Origin of the sequence: Veillonella sp., assembly GCF_018364065.1 — a bacterium.
Lineage (GTDB): Bacteria > Bacillota > Negativicutes > Veillonellales > Veillonellaceae > Veillonella_A.
Genome location: NZ_JAGZMO010000004.1, coordinates 324,315 through 340,015, shown reverse-complemented (window position 1 = coordinate 340,015; position 15,701 = coordinate 324,315). Strand labels below are relative to the sequence as shown.

The window sequence follows — 15,701 nt, the reverse complement described above, 5'->3', positions numbered from 1 at the left end:
TGATAGCTCATTTAATTTGTTGTCCCGGATTTACATCCGGTTAGAATTTATTTGGTTGGTTTCAACTTAGTGAAACCCGCACTCTGGCATATGTTCATTCCGTTAGAAATGATTACCTTACATTGTTCAGTTTTCAAAGATCTGATGTCGCTTGGTGCGACGTCTTGTATATACTACCATGTCACACATTTCATGTCAACTACTTTTTTACATAATTTTTTCAGTAATTTTATACTGTTATATATAAAGTATAATGTCTGAAAAAACTATACAGTATCTTGATATTTTTTTACTTTTTGCAAGCAAAAAATTTTCAAAAACTTTTCAGTGCAAACACTCACTGTTGCTTCTGCAAAGCAGACGAATCAGTTCGTGTTTTGCACCGCCGTAGTAACAGCGACTTGATTAGTATACCGATTTCCGGTTCATTCGTCAAGCCCTATTTTTAAATTATTTTCTATTTACATATGCAACTGCACTGAAGGCCGCCATTTGACCATCCCCCACCGCTTTTGACACCTGCAAAGGTCCGCCTGCCACATCACCTGCAGCAAACAGTCCGGCAAAGTTAGTTTCCATAAAACGATTTACTTCAATGGCATTATTAGTAACTTCCAATCCGTCTATCATATTGTCCGGAGGATTGGAATCACGCAATATAAAGAATCCGTCTACTGTATGTTCTTTAGAACGGCTCGATACGGTTTCCACCTTATCTGTCCCATTTACGCGAACAATACGATCATGATACAAAGTCACAGAATCAGGTAAGCCACCATTGGCCACCATTTCAAGTCCCATGAGGGGATCTACATAAAGTGCGACTGTCCGTGCCAAGTCCGCCAATAGTTTTACATCATCCATACCGCTGGCCGTGTTCAAATAAATGGCAATGTTCTTATCTTTAAAGAAATGCCCATCACAAGTTGCGCAGTAACTTACACCACGCCCCAATAAATTCTTTTCGCCCGGAATAACACCGTTCATAGTTACACCGGTCGCTAAAATAACGCTGTTAGCTGTATATACCGCTTCATCAGTCAAAATGGTAAATGGTTCACCCTGAAATATGGACTGTACCCGTTCATGTACGATCTCCGGTTCATATGTCTTTGTTTGTGCTACCAGCATATCCATCAAATCAGTGCCGCTGATTGTTTGGAATCCTAAGTAATTATTAATTTTTTCCGCCCGGCGTAATTTATCACTAAATCCGCCCGACTCAAAGAGCACTACGGATTTACCGCGCACTCGCGCCGTTACAGCAGCTGACAGTCCGGCCGGACCGCCACCTACAATTGCTACATCATATGTTGACATGTAGCCTCCTTTTTATCAGTAAAATAATAGTTTGTATTCCCTATTGAATTCCCTTGCACCTCCCCGTAGTACAAAAAAAAAGCCGGATACTGCATTAGCAACCGGCTATTTCATGTCATAGTTTTAAATGAACTTATATATTTTATTACTTCAAAATTATTGCAACTGCACTTGCAATTCTATAAGTCAAATCTAAATCCCTGCGCTTCGGCCTGTTGAATTAATTTTTGACGCATCGGTACCGGACTTTGCGTCTTCTTGGCAATTTGCAAGCTGAACGAGTCAACTCGTTTGTTCGTATCTCGCAAATCATAGTATTGGCTCATCTCTTCGTCATAGTCTTCCAATAATTCCAAGTAGGAGTCAAATACCTTATATTGATCCTCAAAAATATTTGCTTCTTTCGGCATACGCGGTTTCAATTGAGGTTCCTGTGCAGGCACTCCGATTCCCAGTCCCAACATAGGGAATGTTAACTCAGGCAGTCCCAACAACTCAATCATTTTCGGTACATTATTTAAAATACTTCCAAAGTATACTGTGCCAAATCCGGCCATTTCTGCTGCGGCTACTACATTTTGCGCCGCTAATGACGCGTCGGTCCAGCCTTGAAAGAATCTGTCGCTATCACGTTCTGCCGTACCTTCCACTCCCTGCTCGCGAGCAAGACGGGAATTGCGATACGCATCAACTAAGAAAATCAATAATTCCGGAACACGTGCCACATACTCTTGATGACAAATGTCTGCAATGGCAGCTTTCAGTTCCGGCTTCGTTATATGGATAATACTGAAGCTCTGCATTCCTTGACTGCTAGCCGTACGTTTTGCCACATCTAGCAATACATTTAATTGCTGTGGCGAAACCGGTGTTGATTTAAACTCGCGAATTGAGCGATGGTTTAATAGTACGTCTATTGGATTCATGGAATCAGCTCCTTACATTAATACCGTATATAGTATTATCTCAAATATATCGAATTTTCTCTCTATAAGGTACCACTATTTCAGTAAACTGTCCAGTACGGTCCCTATTACCGGCAGGTATACACGATTAATATATTATTTATTAGCCCATACAAGTTGGTACAACTCAGCGCCCATACTTCCTTCTTCAATAGTATCTACGGAAGTATCAAAATAATATTCATCCGGTGCATATGGAGTGCCATCCGCATAGAAAGGTTTTACATCCAATGTCTGCATTGTCTTCTTATCGCGGGTAATCTTTACTTGTTCCAAGTAGTATTCACCATTTAGATTGTTTACGCGGATCCACATAGTAGCTTCTTGATCATTTTTTACTACAGAATCGTTATCTACAGAATATTGCTCACCGTCAATATTTTCACCAATATAATACCAACTGGCCGCATTTACTTCAAAAACACCGCCAAAGCTTAATACACTTAGTACGCCTAATGCTAACACTGCATTTTTCCAAAGTTTCATGAATCCACCTCTTTTTTCAAAATAACAAAAAAATCTCTCTACTAAATATAGTATATGAAAAAATCAACTATATCAATATATATGCCAAAATTTTATATCGCCTATACGTAATGTTCACAAGTTCTTTTGACGCGGACATAAAACCAATTTTGTCCATAAAGTTTTGCATGGTTCGAATTTTTTTGTTATACTATAAATAGTTCATTAGCAAAAAGCGTTCCCATGAATGCTTAATATGTTGTATGGCTTAAGACTACGACATAACTGCTATTTTTAGCTTATTACTCGTATGTTTGAACAAAGGAGATTATTATGAAATTAAAATTTGCTAAACATTTAACTCGCGCCGTATTGGCTGCTACATTAGCGTTCGGTGTTACTAACATGGCGCTGGCTGCACCTGAAACTACTGAAACAGCTCAGATTTCAGTAACCGGTGTTGCTAACCGCACCATTGCCCCTACGTATGCAACCTTGCGTTTAGGTATTACCAGCATGGCTGACAATGTTAGCGCCGCTAAGAGCGAAAACGACCGCGTTATGAGCGAACTCATCGCTAACTTGGCTAAATTGGGTATCACTAAGAACAACATTCAAACGTCCAACTTCTCCGTTAACCCACAGTACGATTATCAAACCGTAAAAGGTCAACGAGACAGACAAGTTCTTTCTTACACTGTATCCAACGACGTAACCGTTCGAATTAACGACTTAAACAAAATCAGCCAGGTTATTGACAGCTCCGTAAACTCTGGTGCCAACAACATTCAGTCTTTATCTTTCGATGCTGACATCTCCCAGGACTTAACTGATCAGATGACTCAGGAAGCTGTACGCAACGGCCGTCATCAGGCTGAAGTCATTGCCGCTGCATTAGGCCAACAGTTAAAAGGTATTAAAGAAGCATCTGTAAGTTCCACTAGCACTTACGAAATGGATAACACACCTCGCCTCTTCAAAGCAGCTGCTCTTAGCACCAGCACTCCTGTAGAACAAGGCGACTTGTCCGTAGTTAAAACTGTAAACTTAGTATTCTACGTACAGTAAGATTAAAAGCTAAATACTAGATTCAAAACGCTCTGCAAGCAATATTTTGAATCTAAAATACATTAGGAGCTCCCGATTTATTTCGGGAGCTCCTTTTTTTACTTTTATATAAAGGTTTCGTATTGTAAATCTTTTTTATTTTATATAACGCTTCTATTATATAGCAAAATAGCGCTTCTCTTATACAGCTCTACTTTTGTGGCACACGCCCTACATGAACTGCCACGATGCCACCGGTCAATTCAAAGTACTCCGCCTCTTCATACCCTACGGCTTTAAATACATCCAGTATTTCCGCCTGATGAGGGTAACGGCGTAATGATTCCGGTAGCCATGCATACGAGGAACTGTCTTTGCTCAACTTTCCTAAGAAAGGCAATATTTTTTCAAAGTATAAATAGTAAAGTTGTTTAAATCCGATCAACGTCGGCTTCGCCAATTCCAAGGTGACTACATAGCCGCCCGGTTTCACAACCCGCATCATTTCCTGAAGGGTTACAGTAATGCTTGGCACATTGCGCAGGGCAAAAGCACTCATGGCGCAGTCAAAGGTATTTTCTTCATAAGGAAGGCTCATAGCATCCCCTTCTACCAGATTGACTTTCCCCAATAATCCCAATTCATGGAGACGTTCCCTACCGCGTCGCAGCATTTCCGGACTGAAGTCCAATGCTTCCACCTGCATATGCGGATTTTGACGAAGTGCTTCAATAGTGAGCATGCCTGTGCCACAGGCCACATCCAACAAGCGACTTCCTTCCTGCAAGTTCAATTTTGATACAGCAAATCTTCGCCAATACGCATCCTGATGAAAGCTCAAAATGGTATTCATCAAATCGTAATGCTTCGCAATATGGGAAAATACGTTTTGCACATATACTTCCTTATCCTGATTGCTTTTAAACTGCAAGTTCGACTCGGCTACACCGGATACGATTTCTATATTCTTTTCTGATTCCAATTCCGGCAATGATGCCTTATCTTTTAAATCCATCTTCTGCTTCACATCACTTTACTGTAAATTTATATTCCACAATAAAAGTTCAGTCTCCCAAACCTCTAACCCAATACCGGTTTCCTATTCGTTTCAAGTCTATTACCGTTCCTAAAGTATACTAAAATTATACCCGAATTGTAAAGTTTTGTGAATAATATGATAAAATCTTCATTTTTTTCGAAAAAAACTCTTGCCATTATTCGATATCCGTTCTATAATGACATATGTCCATTACAAGAGAATTATATAAGGACACAATTCAGTAGAAAAAGGAGATATTTTTATGAAGAGCGTATTACGTTTGTTCAACAAGTTGAGCCTCATTCAACAAATCATCATCGGACTTATCATTGGTATTTCCGTATCACTCATCAATCCGGAGATCGGCAAGAACTTATCATTACTTGGCATTATTTTCGTAGGTGCTTTAAAGGGGATTGCACCGGTATTAGTATTCTTCCTGGTAATTGCCGCTGTATGTCGTCACAAATCCGGACAAAAAACAGGGATGCGAAAAATCATCACCATGTACATCGTAGGTACGTTCTTATCCGCAGCCTTAGCTGTAGTCGTAAGTATGATGTTCCCTTCTGTACTGCATTTAACTAACGTAGCACAGGAAGCCAGTGCACCGGAAGGTATTTCCGAAGTGCTGATCACCCTTCTTAAAAATGCTGTAGACAACCCGCTTCACGCTATTATGTCCGGTAACTATATCGGTATCCTCAGCTGGGCTATCGTAATCGGCTTTGCCCTTCGCCAAGCATCTAACGAAGTAAAAGACGTATTCTCCGGTATTTCCGAAGCCGTAACTCAATGTGTACAATGGGTTATTCGCTTGGCTCCATTCGGTATTATGGGCCTCGTAGCTGAAACTATCGCTACTAACGGTATTGAAGCATTGGTAGACTACGCAGTATTGTTAGTAACATTATTAGGCAGCATGTTCTTTGTAGCCTTAGTTATTAACCCAATCATCGTATTTGCCACTATTAAACGCAATCCATATCCACTTACTTTTAAATGTTTACGAGAATCCGGCGTATATGCATTCTTTACACGCAGCTCTGCAGCCAATATTCCTGTAAACATGGATTTAGCAAAACGTCTTGGTTTATCTCCTGATACCTACTCAATCGCGATTCCTTTAGGCGCAACAATCAACATGGCCGGCGCCGCTATTACAATCACTATTATGACATTGGCAGCAGCCAATACATTGCATATTCAGGTAGACTTCTTAACAGCTTTACTTCTCAGTGTTATCGCTACTATCGGTGCCTGCGGTGCATCCGGTGTAGCCGGCGGTTCCCTCTTACTGATTCCGTTAGCATGTAGCCTGTTCGGTATCTCCAATGATATTGCCATGCAGGTCGTAGGCGTTGGTTTCATCATCGGCGTTCTTCAAGACTCCACTGAAACTGCTTTGAACTCTTCCACAGACATTCTGTTCACTGCCGCAGCTGATTTCGCTGCTCACGGCTATCCGGAAGATCTTAATAATGTAGCTCAAAAAGAACATGCTATGACAGCTGATGAAGCAACTAAGGTTGTAAGCGCAGCAGCTAAATAATTACTTTCACCATATCCTAACATACAAAAAGCGAATGAGGGCCCATCGAAAGATGGGTCTTCATTCGCTTTGTTTTTATATATGCTGTTTTCCGATGTTCAACCAGACTATTAAGGATGTACATACTGACTGCCCGTATAGCGACGGCCTGCGTTAATATGCACGTCAAATTCCGGATTAACCGCTTCTATAATGCTTTTAATTCGATCCGCTACCTCATTTACATCTTCTGTACAAGAGTATGGCATGGTCATATCAAAGGATACGCGCGTTTTATCCCCTTCTTTGATGGCCTGCACATCATACACGCAAATGTCGGTATTATACGCTTTGGCCACCTTATTGACCATGTTATAGAGCGCTGCCATTTCATCATTAATTACCAACGGATCCATGTGAATAGTTAGGTTCACGTAGAGCTTCGTTGCTATATCCCGTTCAATACGGTCAACTAATGCATGGCTTTTTATAACGTCTACTTTGGCATCCACTTCCACGTGAATGCTGGCAAATACATTACCCGGACCATAGTCATGGATTACCAGGTCATGAATCCCTTTTACCCCATTATAAGATTTTACAAATTCTACAATGGATGTTACCAATTCAGGACTTGGCTCGCGCCCCAAAATACGTGTAATCGCATCAGAAAGAACATGGAAACCGGCTCGGCCGATTAAAATAGCCACCAAAAAGCTCAAATAACCGTCTACAGGAAGTTCAAAAACACCGCCTATAATCAGACCTACCGTTACACCGGCGATGCCCCATATATCCGACAATGCTTCTAAACTGTTAGCACGCAAAATCGGCGAATCGATCAAATTGCCTACATATTTAAAAAAGGAGTACAACCAAAGTTTAAGCCCCATGGCACAAAGCATAACAATTACGGATGTTATGGAAAAGGCCACAATTTCAGGGTTTAAAATACGATGGACTGATTCGATTAAAATCTGAATAGCTAATACAAAAAGCAACAAAGCGAAGCCAATGGACAGCAAGTACTCAATACGTCCATAACCGAAGGGATGTGAATCGCTGGCCTTCTTGGCGCCCAATCGAAAACTGATAAACGATATGAGTGAGCCGCCCGCATCAGTCACATTATGAATGCCGTCACTAATCATAGCCAGAGATCCGATAAGAAATCCTACAATCACCTCACCCAGGCAAATGATTAAATTAACTGCAATCCCTACAATACTTGTTAAATCACCATATTTAGTTCTTACGCTCGGCGCCTTTACACAATCACTGTCAGGCACGAACCTTTCGATAAGCAAGTCCCTCATTTTATATATCCTCTTTCCGTTAATATCCTATTAGTATCTAGTGCAACGTGTAAATAATCCGCCAGTAACAAGTTACTAACGGATTATCATTTACTTATTGATGATTATTGTACATCTTTTCTCATCAATTATCAATATTTATTTCACTAAAATAGTATAATATTTTTTAATACGGAATATGAAGAATTTTCATATAAATCACTGTTTTAAGAAGCCTTCTCAAACAGCAATTTAACTTATGTATCCCCTTCTCCTCTTACCAGCGGTTTTCAAAGAAGCTCTGTGTCCACATTGCCACTTCGGAAAGACTTGGATGTGGAGCCATTGTTTCGCCCACTGTGATAACAGAATGCGGATCCATTTTACGAACTAAACCTTCGCTGCGAAGCTGTTTAGTCAATGCGGAGCCGATTTCTTCATTGATAGGAATTAACGGAGTGTCTCCACTGTTCATGAGGTTTACATAAGGCTGGAACAGAATGGATGCCTGAGGCCCGATAATGTGAATACCGAGGATGCGGTTAGTTGCACCGTCAACAACGATTTTTACGAAACCGTCGTTATCATCGCCCGGATCAAAGCCCATAGCGAAACCTTTTGCTGTGGAAGAATAGAAATTCTTGCCTGTTTTCACATCATAGCCCTGTTCACGAGCTTCTTTTTCAGTAAGACCCACATGACCTACCTGTGGGTATGTGAATGTTACTGCAGGAACTACATCGTAACGAGCCCAACGGAAATCCTGTGGAGTTTCGGCACGATATAGATTATGGGCAATAATATCCGCTTCATAGTTAGCTTTATGTCTGAATGGAGCTTCCCCGTTCACGTCGCCCATAGCGTATACGCCTTCAACGGACGTTTCCAAGAATTCATTCGTCTTAATCCATCCGCCACGTTTCGTTTCAATGGAAGTGTTTTCAAGCTTCAATTCTTCAGTAGCCGGCTGGATACCGGATGCCATAAGAATTTCTTCACCGCGCACTTCGCGAATTTCGCCGGTCTTGCGGTCTTCAATGACTACCACTTTTTCACCATTTTCCACACGTACTTCCTGCGGTTCCTGGTTAAGAATTACATTGATGCCCAAGCCGGTAATATCTTTGTAAATCTGTGCGGAAATTTCTTCGTCTTCTTTTGGAAGTAAGCGCACATTGTGCTGAATTAATGTTACTTCTGTACCCGCTGCAGCAAAAACGTGAGCAAATTCAGTACCGATAGGACCGCCGCCCATTACGATAAGGGACTTGAACGGTTTCTTCGGATATTTATCGCCGAATAAGGACTCACTGGTCATGTAGCCTGCTTCTTCAAGACCTTTAATAGGATTTACTTTTGTATGGCCGCCTACGCCTAATACGATAATTGGCGCTGTAATTTCTTCAGTTACGCTGCCGTCTTTTAATGTTACGGTTAATACTTTATCTTTTACAAAGGTTGCTGCACCGTTATAAACGTCTACATTTTCAAACTCTTTGTAGTACTCTTCCATAGGAATGCTGAGGTTAATTCGATTCCACACGCGATCGGACATGAGATCCCAGTCGATAGTAGCCGGCTGAACCTTTACGCCGATTTTAGGAAGCTCTTCGATTTCGCGTACTGCATCAGCTACGGTAACCATAACTTTTGTAGGAATGCAACCGCGGGTCAAACATGTGCCGCCAAACTTGCCTTTTTCAATAATGGCCACATTCTTGCCCTTTTTAATGGCTAAATCCGCTACAATTGTTGCGCCACCGGTACCGATGACAATGATATCATATTGTTTCATTTACTTATCGTCCTTTCAGATTGAAATAGGAAGTAAAAATGTTAATGCTTTTACAATCGATAATTAATACTAATTACCTTACCTATTATATCATATCGAGATATATAAATACACTAGGGGGTATGAAAAAATAAGTGCTAATATATAAAATTATTTCCCCGCTGTATTCATGCTCGATTCTGAAAGTTGTACTGTAACGGCCTGGTTTGTTGAATGGGCGCCGCCGTACTCTTTTTCTTCCGCTTTCTTACAGGAACCTAAATACCCCATGACAATCATTAACGACACAATACATAAAATAACTTTACCTGCTGTTTTAAACCCTTTTGCGTGGTTTCTGATATACGCTTCAACACCCCAGGTCATATCAGAAAATTCCCGTGCTTTCCCACTTACCATGATGTCCCGCCACCTTTCGTCATTATAAAACAGATAAAAACAGACATGAGTTAATTTACCGTTCCATTGCAGACTACCTCACTATTAATTATACTATATGGATTTCCTCTTCGTATATACAATATAAATGCAAAAAGGCCACCACCTGATCGATTGATCAAGTAGTGGCCTATGTGATGAATTAAAGTCTCAAAAAGACTCAATACTTATATCACATAAACTGAATGGCTATAAAGCTGATTATTCTTCTTCATCAGGAAGGATGGCATTATGATATACATCCTGTACATCATCAAGATCATCCAATGCATCCAGCATTTTCTGCATTTTTACTGCATTATCACCGTCAAGTTCGATGCTGTTGTCAGGCACCATAGTGATTTTGCTTACTTCTGTTTCAATATTAGCCGCTTCCAAAGCTGCTTCTACAGCGTCGTAATCTTCCGGAGTTGTGTAGATTACGAAGGAATCGTCTTCGTTTTTAAGATCTTCCGCACCGGCGTCTAAAGCCAATAAAGTCAATTCTTCTTCATCATGGCCTTCCGCATTGATTACGAAAATCCCTTTACGTTTAAACATCCACGCAACGCAACCGGTTTCACCAAGGTTGCCGCCATTTTTGGAGAATGCGTGACGCACATCAGCTGCTGTACGATTACGATTGTCTGTGAGGCAATCAACTGTTAATGCAACGCCGCCGGGACCATAGCCTTCGTATGTAATTTCTTCATAGCTATCCATATCGGTAGCGCCAACACCTTTAGCAATAGCGCGTTGGATATTGTCTTTAGGCACATTGTTTTCGCGAGCTTTCTGAAGAGCCAGTTTCAAACGCATGTTGCCAACCGGGTCGCCGCCGCCCATGCGCGCAGCTACCGTGATTTCACGGCTGATTTTCGTTGTAATCTTAGCCTTGAGCGCATCAGTTTTTCCTTTTTTGTGCTTAATATTGGCCCATTTTGAATGTCCAGACATCGTATTACCTCCTATATAATGATACTATTTATTTGTTCCACCAAGCTTCACCACGAAGTCGATCAAGTATAATCGATACGGCACTTCGAACCGATAAGTGGTTATATGCACCATGTCCGTAAACAGGTTCTAAAATATAGTCAAACTCTTCCATGGTTTCCTTAGTCATACCGTACCCGGTACCAAATAATACTAACACAGGAAGGGCCCCTTGTTCAAGGTTTTTACGCATTTCACGGTATGTGATGGTGTTATCATAGGTGCGCGCATCGGTCGTGCACACAAGGGGACGTACGCCTTCCAACTCTGTTACCATATCAATGGCTGACCGAATGGAATTGACCAGTTCCACACCGCTGAACGCTTCCTTGCGGTCCGGATTGTACGTGCTGCCGAAGCCGGCCTTCCAATGCTCCATGATTTGACTCACCAGCTCACGCTGACCGGGAATATTATGAATGATAAAATAGCGGCTCACATCGTATGTAATGGCCGCACGGGCAATATCATGTACGTCGTAATTGGTTACCGCCGTAGTAATCACTTCCATATGTTTATTGTAAATCGGATAATGAACCAGGCCGATATATAGATTAGCCAATTAGATTCCCCCTAAACGTATTAGTATATACTCGATTGAACACCTATCTATTATACACCATTCCTCAACGGATGCGAAAATTTTTATAAAACAAAAAACTGCCCCACTAGTGAGCGCGCATGATATACATACGGCCTTAGTGTGGCAGTTTTATTTTTCGTTTAGTTGTGTACGCAGCGTTTATAAAGCCGGTCTAACAAAGCGAATTATTTGTGTTTTAAGTTGTAGAACACGTCAAGTCCGCGATATTGAGCTGTTTCAGCCAATAAATCTTCAATGCGAAGTAATTGGTTGTATTTAGCTACACGTTCGCTACGGGCAGGAGCACCGGTTTTAATCTGGCCTGCGTTAACAGCTACTGCGATGTCAGCAATAGTGTTGTCTTCAGTTTCGCCGGAACGGTGAGAAATTACACAAGTGTAACCGGCACGTTTAGCCATTTCGATAGCGTCGAAAGTTTCAGTCAAAGTACCGATCTGGTTAACTTTGATAAGAATAGCGTTAGCTGTATCTTCTTTGATACCGCGAGCCAAACGTTCAGTGTTAGTTACGAATAAATCGTCGCCAACTAATTGAACTTTTTTGCCAAGGCGGTCAGTTAACAATTTCCAACCTTCCCAATCTTCTTCAGCAAGGCCGTCTTCGATGGAAATAATTGGGTATTTGCTTACTAAGTCTTCGTAGAAATCTACCATTTCAGCAGCCGTTTTAACTTTGCCTTCGCCGGCTAAGTTGTATTTGCCGTCTTTGAAGAATTCAGAGGAAGCCGCATCAATAGCCAATTTGAAATCAGTACCAGGTTCATAACCTGCTTCTTTGATAGCTTCGCAAATAACTTGCAATGCTTCTTCATTGGAGCCTAAGTTTGGAGCGAAACCGCCTTCGTCACCTACACCGGTAGCCAAACCTTTTGCTTTCAATACGTTTTTAAGTGTGTGATATACTTCAGCGCAAGCACGTAATGCTTCTTTGAAGGATTCAGCGCCTACAGGCATAATCATGAATTCCTGGATGTCTACGTTGTTATCAGCATGAGCGCCGCCATTTAAAATGTTCATCATAGGTACAGGTAATTCTTTACCGTTAGTACCGCCTAAGTATTGGAACAATGGCAAATCGTAGGAAGCTGCAGCAGCTTGAGCTACGGCCATGGATACGCCAAGAATTGCGTTAGCACCGAATTTACCTTTGTTAGGTGTGCCGTCAAGTTCGATCATCAATTTGTCGATAGCTACTTGTTCGGATGCGTCGAAGCCCATAATAGCAGGAGCGATCAATTCATTTACGTTATGAACAGCTTGTTCAACACCTTTGCCTAAATAGCGGCCTTTGTCGCCGTCGCGAAGTTCTACAGCTTCGAATTGACCTGTAGATGCGCCGGATGGTACAGCGGCACGACCGATTGTACCGTCTTCCAAATATACTTCTACTTCCACAGTAGGATTGCCGCGGGAGTCAAGGATCTCTCTTGCGTAAACGTCTGTAATAATTGCCATGATAGGACCTCCTTATACAGTAACCTAATATACTAAGGCTAAAAAATACTGATAGCCAGTATTCACTCTTACTTTTTATTATATCCGAGCCCGTCACCCTCTGCCTATATTACAGAGAACAAGTTCCACCTGTGACGGAACTCAGAATAATAGTTAAGTACGTAAAAATCGTAAAAACTGTTACGTTAAAAACACGTTAACATTTGCTAATAGGCAATGCAACGATTGATACAAACAGCACTGCCAGCCAAGCAGAAACTACTAGCACAAGCAGAAACTACTAGCCCAGCAGAAACTACTAACCAAGCAGAAACTACTAACCAAGCAGAAACTACCGGCGCAAGCGCAATTAGCGGTTGAGCAAGCTCTTACCGGTCATTTCAGCAGGTTGGCTGATTTCGCCCAAGTCGAGCATGGTTGGTGCCAAGTCGCAGAGTCTGCCTTCCGATAAGGTGCTGTTCTTGTATGTTTCGCTGACTAAAATGAGCGGTACCGGATTGGTAGTATGCGCCGTATGCGGTGCTCCCGTCGTATGGTCAACCATCATTTCCGAGTTGCCGTGGTCTGCTGTTACGAGCAGATGACCGTTTACAGCTTTAAGAGCCTCAACGATACGGCCTAAGCAGGTGTCAACAGTTTGCACTGCTTTTTCTGCCGCTTCCAACACACCCGTATGACCTACCATGTCAGGGTTGGCAAAGTTCAACACGATCATGTCAAAGGTTTTGCTTTCAATAGCCGCAATTACTTTGTCAGTCACTTCAAAAGCACTCATTTCCGGCTGCAAGTCGTAGGTTGCCACCTTCGGAGATGGAACTAAAATGCGTTCTTCTCCTTCAAATGGAACTTCTTCGCCGCCGTTAAAGAAATATGTTACATGGGCATATTTTTCAGTTTCCGCAATGCGAAGCTGTTTATAGCCACCATCGGCCAACACTTGGCCCAATGTATTAGTAAGCACTTCTTTTTCGTACACGATGTGTACAGGCAATCCGTCTTCATATTTCGTCATCGTGGCAAAGTAAACAGGTACTACCCCTTTCGCACGAGTAAATCCTGTAAATTCAGGATCCACAATAGCACGTGTTAACTGACGTGCACGGTCAGGGCGGAAGTTGGCGAAAATAACGCCGTCTTCAGCTGCAATAGCGCCCGCTTTATCCACTACAACCGGTACAACGAATTCGTCTACCACATCTTCTTTATATGAGTTTTCCACCGCTGCGGACGCACTCGGTGCTGTAGGGCCTTCGCCGTCTACAATCGCCTTATAAGCAAGCTCTACACGTTCCCAGCGTTTATCGCGGTCCATTCCGTAATAGCGGCCGCCGATAGTAGCAATCTTGCCAAGGCCTAATTCACTCATATAGTTTTCCAGGTCAGCCACAAAGGTTAATGCACTCTTAGGTGGTACATCGCGGCCATCAAGCAACGCATGTACATACGCTTCTTTTACACCGGCCTCTTTGGCGCCTTTTAAAATTGCCTTAATGTGATCCAATGAACTGTGAACGCCGCCGTCGGAAAGAAGGCCGATAATTTGAAGGCGATGGTCTTTAGCTTGTGCGTACAAGTCTTTGACAACAGCCTTTTCAAAGAATGCCCCTTCTTGTGTATCCTTCGTGATGCGAGTCAATTCCTGATATACAATGCGGCCTGCTCCAATATTCAAGTGTCCCACTTCGGAATTGCCCATCTGGCCTTCCGGTAAACCAACTGCAAGCCCGGAAGCTTTCAGTGTTGTGTGTGGGTAAGTTTCCCAAAGCTTTAAGAAATTGGAAGGTTTCGCCTGTACAACAGCATTCGTCGGATCATTAATATCCCCTAAACCAAAACCGTCTAAAATCATGAGCATAACAGGACTTTTTAATTTTGCCATAACAATCCTTTCATCCTATTATAAGTTTAAAAATATATTATTATTTGCCTATGACCATGCATTGTTACCTGAAGGCATTAACAATGGCATAAAATCAAGCCATTGTTAATCGCCCCAAAATACCGGCATCAATAATGGTCATTATGCATTAATAATTGCCATAAAGTCTTCAACTTTTAAAGACGCACCGCCCACAAGAGCGCCGTCAATATCCGGTTGAGATAAAATCTCTTTTGCATTGCTGCCCTTTACGCTGCCGCCGTATTGAATACGTACAGCATCGGCTGCTTCCTGGCCAAACAAAGCGTTCACTTTGCTGCGGATTGCCGTGCAAACTTCACCGGCCTGTTCAGCTGTGGCAGTTTTACCGGTGCCGATAGCCCAAATCGGTTCATAAGCAATAACCATCTGACCGATTTGTTCAGCACTCAAGTCTACAAGACCTGCTTCCAACTGGCTGTCGATGAAAGCCTGTGTTTCATTAGCTTCGCGCTGTTCCAAGCTTTCGCCTACGCATAAAATAGGTACAATGTCGTTTTGGAAAGCCGCTTTGATTTTCTTGTTGATCAATTCGTCAGTTTCACCAAAGTATTGGCGTCGTTCCGAATGGCCCAAGATTACATAGTGGCATCCTAAATCGGCTACCATTACAGGAGATACTTCGCCGGTAAAAGCGCCTTTTTCTTCATAGTGCATGTTCTGAGCACCTACGCGAATCGCCGTATCTTCCGCCAAATCGCACACAGTGCTGAGGCCTGTGAACGGAGGGCACACTACCACTTCGCGGTCAGTTGTGCTTTCGCTGAGAGCCTGTTTCAATCCTTCTACTAAAATGGTGGCTTCCGCCAAGTTAGTATGCATTTTCCAGTTACCTGCAATAATCTGCTGTCTCAT

14 protein-coding genes are annotated in these 15,701 nt (G+C 42.2%); 2 read left to right on the top strand and 12 right to left on the bottom strand.

What is annotated here, in order from left to right; genetic code table 11:
• Window positions 1-450: 450 nt before the first annotated feature.
• From KHZ77_RS06455 to KHZ77_RS06445, 3 genes are all read right to left on the bottom strand, one after another.
• Window positions 451-1,320: an NAD(P)/FAD-dependent oxidoreductase gene (locus tag KHZ77_RS06455; protein WP_295196914.1), complete on the bottom strand. Its 870-nt coding sequence runs from the start codon at window positions 1,318-1,320 to the stop codon at window positions 451-453.
• 179 nt (window positions 1,321-1,499) lie between these two features.
• Window positions 1,500-2,246 carry an NADPH-dependent oxidoreductase gene (locus tag KHZ77_RS06450; RefSeq protein ID WP_295196912.1) on the bottom strand — a complete coding sequence of 249 codons (747 nt, stop codon included), beginning with the start codon at window positions 2,244-2,246 and terminating at the stop codon, window positions 1,500-1,502.
• 135 nt (window positions 2,247-2,381) lie between these two features.
• Complete coding sequence (locus KHZ77_RS06445; RefSeq protein WP_295196910.1) at window positions 2,382-2,771, bottom strand: hypothetical protein; 390 nt, start codon at window positions 2,769-2,771, stop codon at window positions 2,382-2,384.
• Between the two features lie 312 nt (window positions 2,772-3,083).
• On the opposite strand from KHZ77_RS06445, the gene KHZ77_RS06440 reads away from it, so the two are divergent.
• Window positions 3,084-3,818 carry an SIMPL domain-containing protein gene (locus KHZ77_RS06440; protein WP_295196909.1) on the top strand — a complete coding sequence of 245 codons (735 nt, stop codon included), beginning with the start codon at window positions 3,084-3,086 and terminating at the stop codon, window positions 3,816-3,818.
• A gap of 190 nt (window positions 3,819-4,008) precedes the next feature.
• On the opposite strand, the gene KHZ77_RS06435 is transcribed toward KHZ77_RS06440, so the two are convergent.
• Complete coding sequence (locus KHZ77_RS06435) at window positions 4,009-4,824, bottom strand: class I SAM-dependent methyltransferase (protein ID WP_295196907.1); 816 nt, start codon at window positions 4,822-4,824, stop codon at window positions 4,009-4,011.
• Window positions 4,825-5,098: 274 nt separating this feature from the next.
• Between KHZ77_RS06435 and sstT the strand changes: the two genes are divergently transcribed.
• Complete coding sequence (gene sstT / locus KHZ77_RS06430; RefSeq protein ID WP_295196905.1) at window positions 5,099-6,388, top strand: serine/threonine transporter SstT; 1,290 nt, start codon at window positions 5,099-5,101, stop codon at window positions 6,386-6,388.
• A 110-nt stretch (window positions 6,389-6,498) separates the two neighbouring features.
• Here the strand turns inward: sstT and KHZ77_RS06425 are convergent, their stop codons facing one another.
• From KHZ77_RS06425 to tpiA, 8 genes are all read right to left on the bottom strand, one after another.
• Window positions 6,499-7,683, bottom strand: a complete 1,185-nt coding sequence (locus KHZ77_RS06425; protein ID WP_295196902.1) for a cation diffusion facilitator family transporter — start codon at window positions 7,681-7,683, stop codon at window positions 6,499-6,501.
• Between the two features lie 256 nt (window positions 7,684-7,939).
• Window positions 7,940-9,457: an FAD-dependent oxidoreductase gene (locus tag KHZ77_RS06420; RefSeq protein WP_295196900.1), complete on the bottom strand. Its 1,518-nt coding sequence runs from the start codon at window positions 9,455-9,457 to the stop codon at window positions 7,940-7,942.
• A gap of 150 nt (window positions 9,458-9,607) precedes the next feature.
• Window positions 9,608-9,856, bottom strand: a complete 249-nt coding sequence (locus KHZ77_RS06415; protein WP_295196897.1) for a hypothetical protein — start codon at window positions 9,854-9,856, stop codon at window positions 9,608-9,610.
• A 240-nt stretch (window positions 9,857-10,096) separates the two neighbouring features.
• A complete protein-coding gene (locus KHZ77_RS06410; RefSeq protein WP_295196895.1) occupies window positions 10,097-10,831 on the bottom strand; it encodes a YebC/PmpR family DNA-binding transcriptional regulator in 735 nt (244 codons plus the stop codon).
• A 28-nt stretch (window positions 10,832-10,859) separates the two neighbouring features.
• On the bottom strand, window positions 10,860-11,432 hold the full coding sequence (locus tag KHZ77_RS06405; RefSeq protein WP_295196892.1) for an RNA methyltransferase: 573 nt from the start codon (window positions 11,430-11,432) through the stop codon (window positions 10,860-10,862).
• A gap of 206 nt (window positions 11,433-11,638) precedes the next feature.
• Window positions 11,639-12,928 (bottom strand): phosphopyruvate hydratase, encoded by a 1,290-nt coding sequence (gene eno / locus KHZ77_RS06400; protein ID WP_295196890.1) that lies wholly within the window; start codon window positions 12,926-12,928, stop codon window positions 11,639-11,641.
• Window positions 12,929-13,277: 349 nt separating this feature from the next.
• Window positions 13,278-14,807: a 2,3-bisphosphoglycerate-independent phosphoglycerate mutase gene (gene gpmI, locus KHZ77_RS06395; protein ID WP_295196887.1), complete on the bottom strand. Its 1,530-nt coding sequence runs from the start codon at window positions 14,805-14,807 to the stop codon at window positions 13,278-13,280.
• A 141-nt stretch (window positions 14,808-14,948) separates the two neighbouring features.
• On the bottom strand, window positions 14,949-15,701 hold the full coding sequence (gene tpiA, locus KHZ77_RS06390) for a triose-phosphate isomerase (RefSeq protein WP_295196884.1): 753 nt from the start codon (window positions 15,699-15,701) through the stop codon (window positions 14,949-14,951).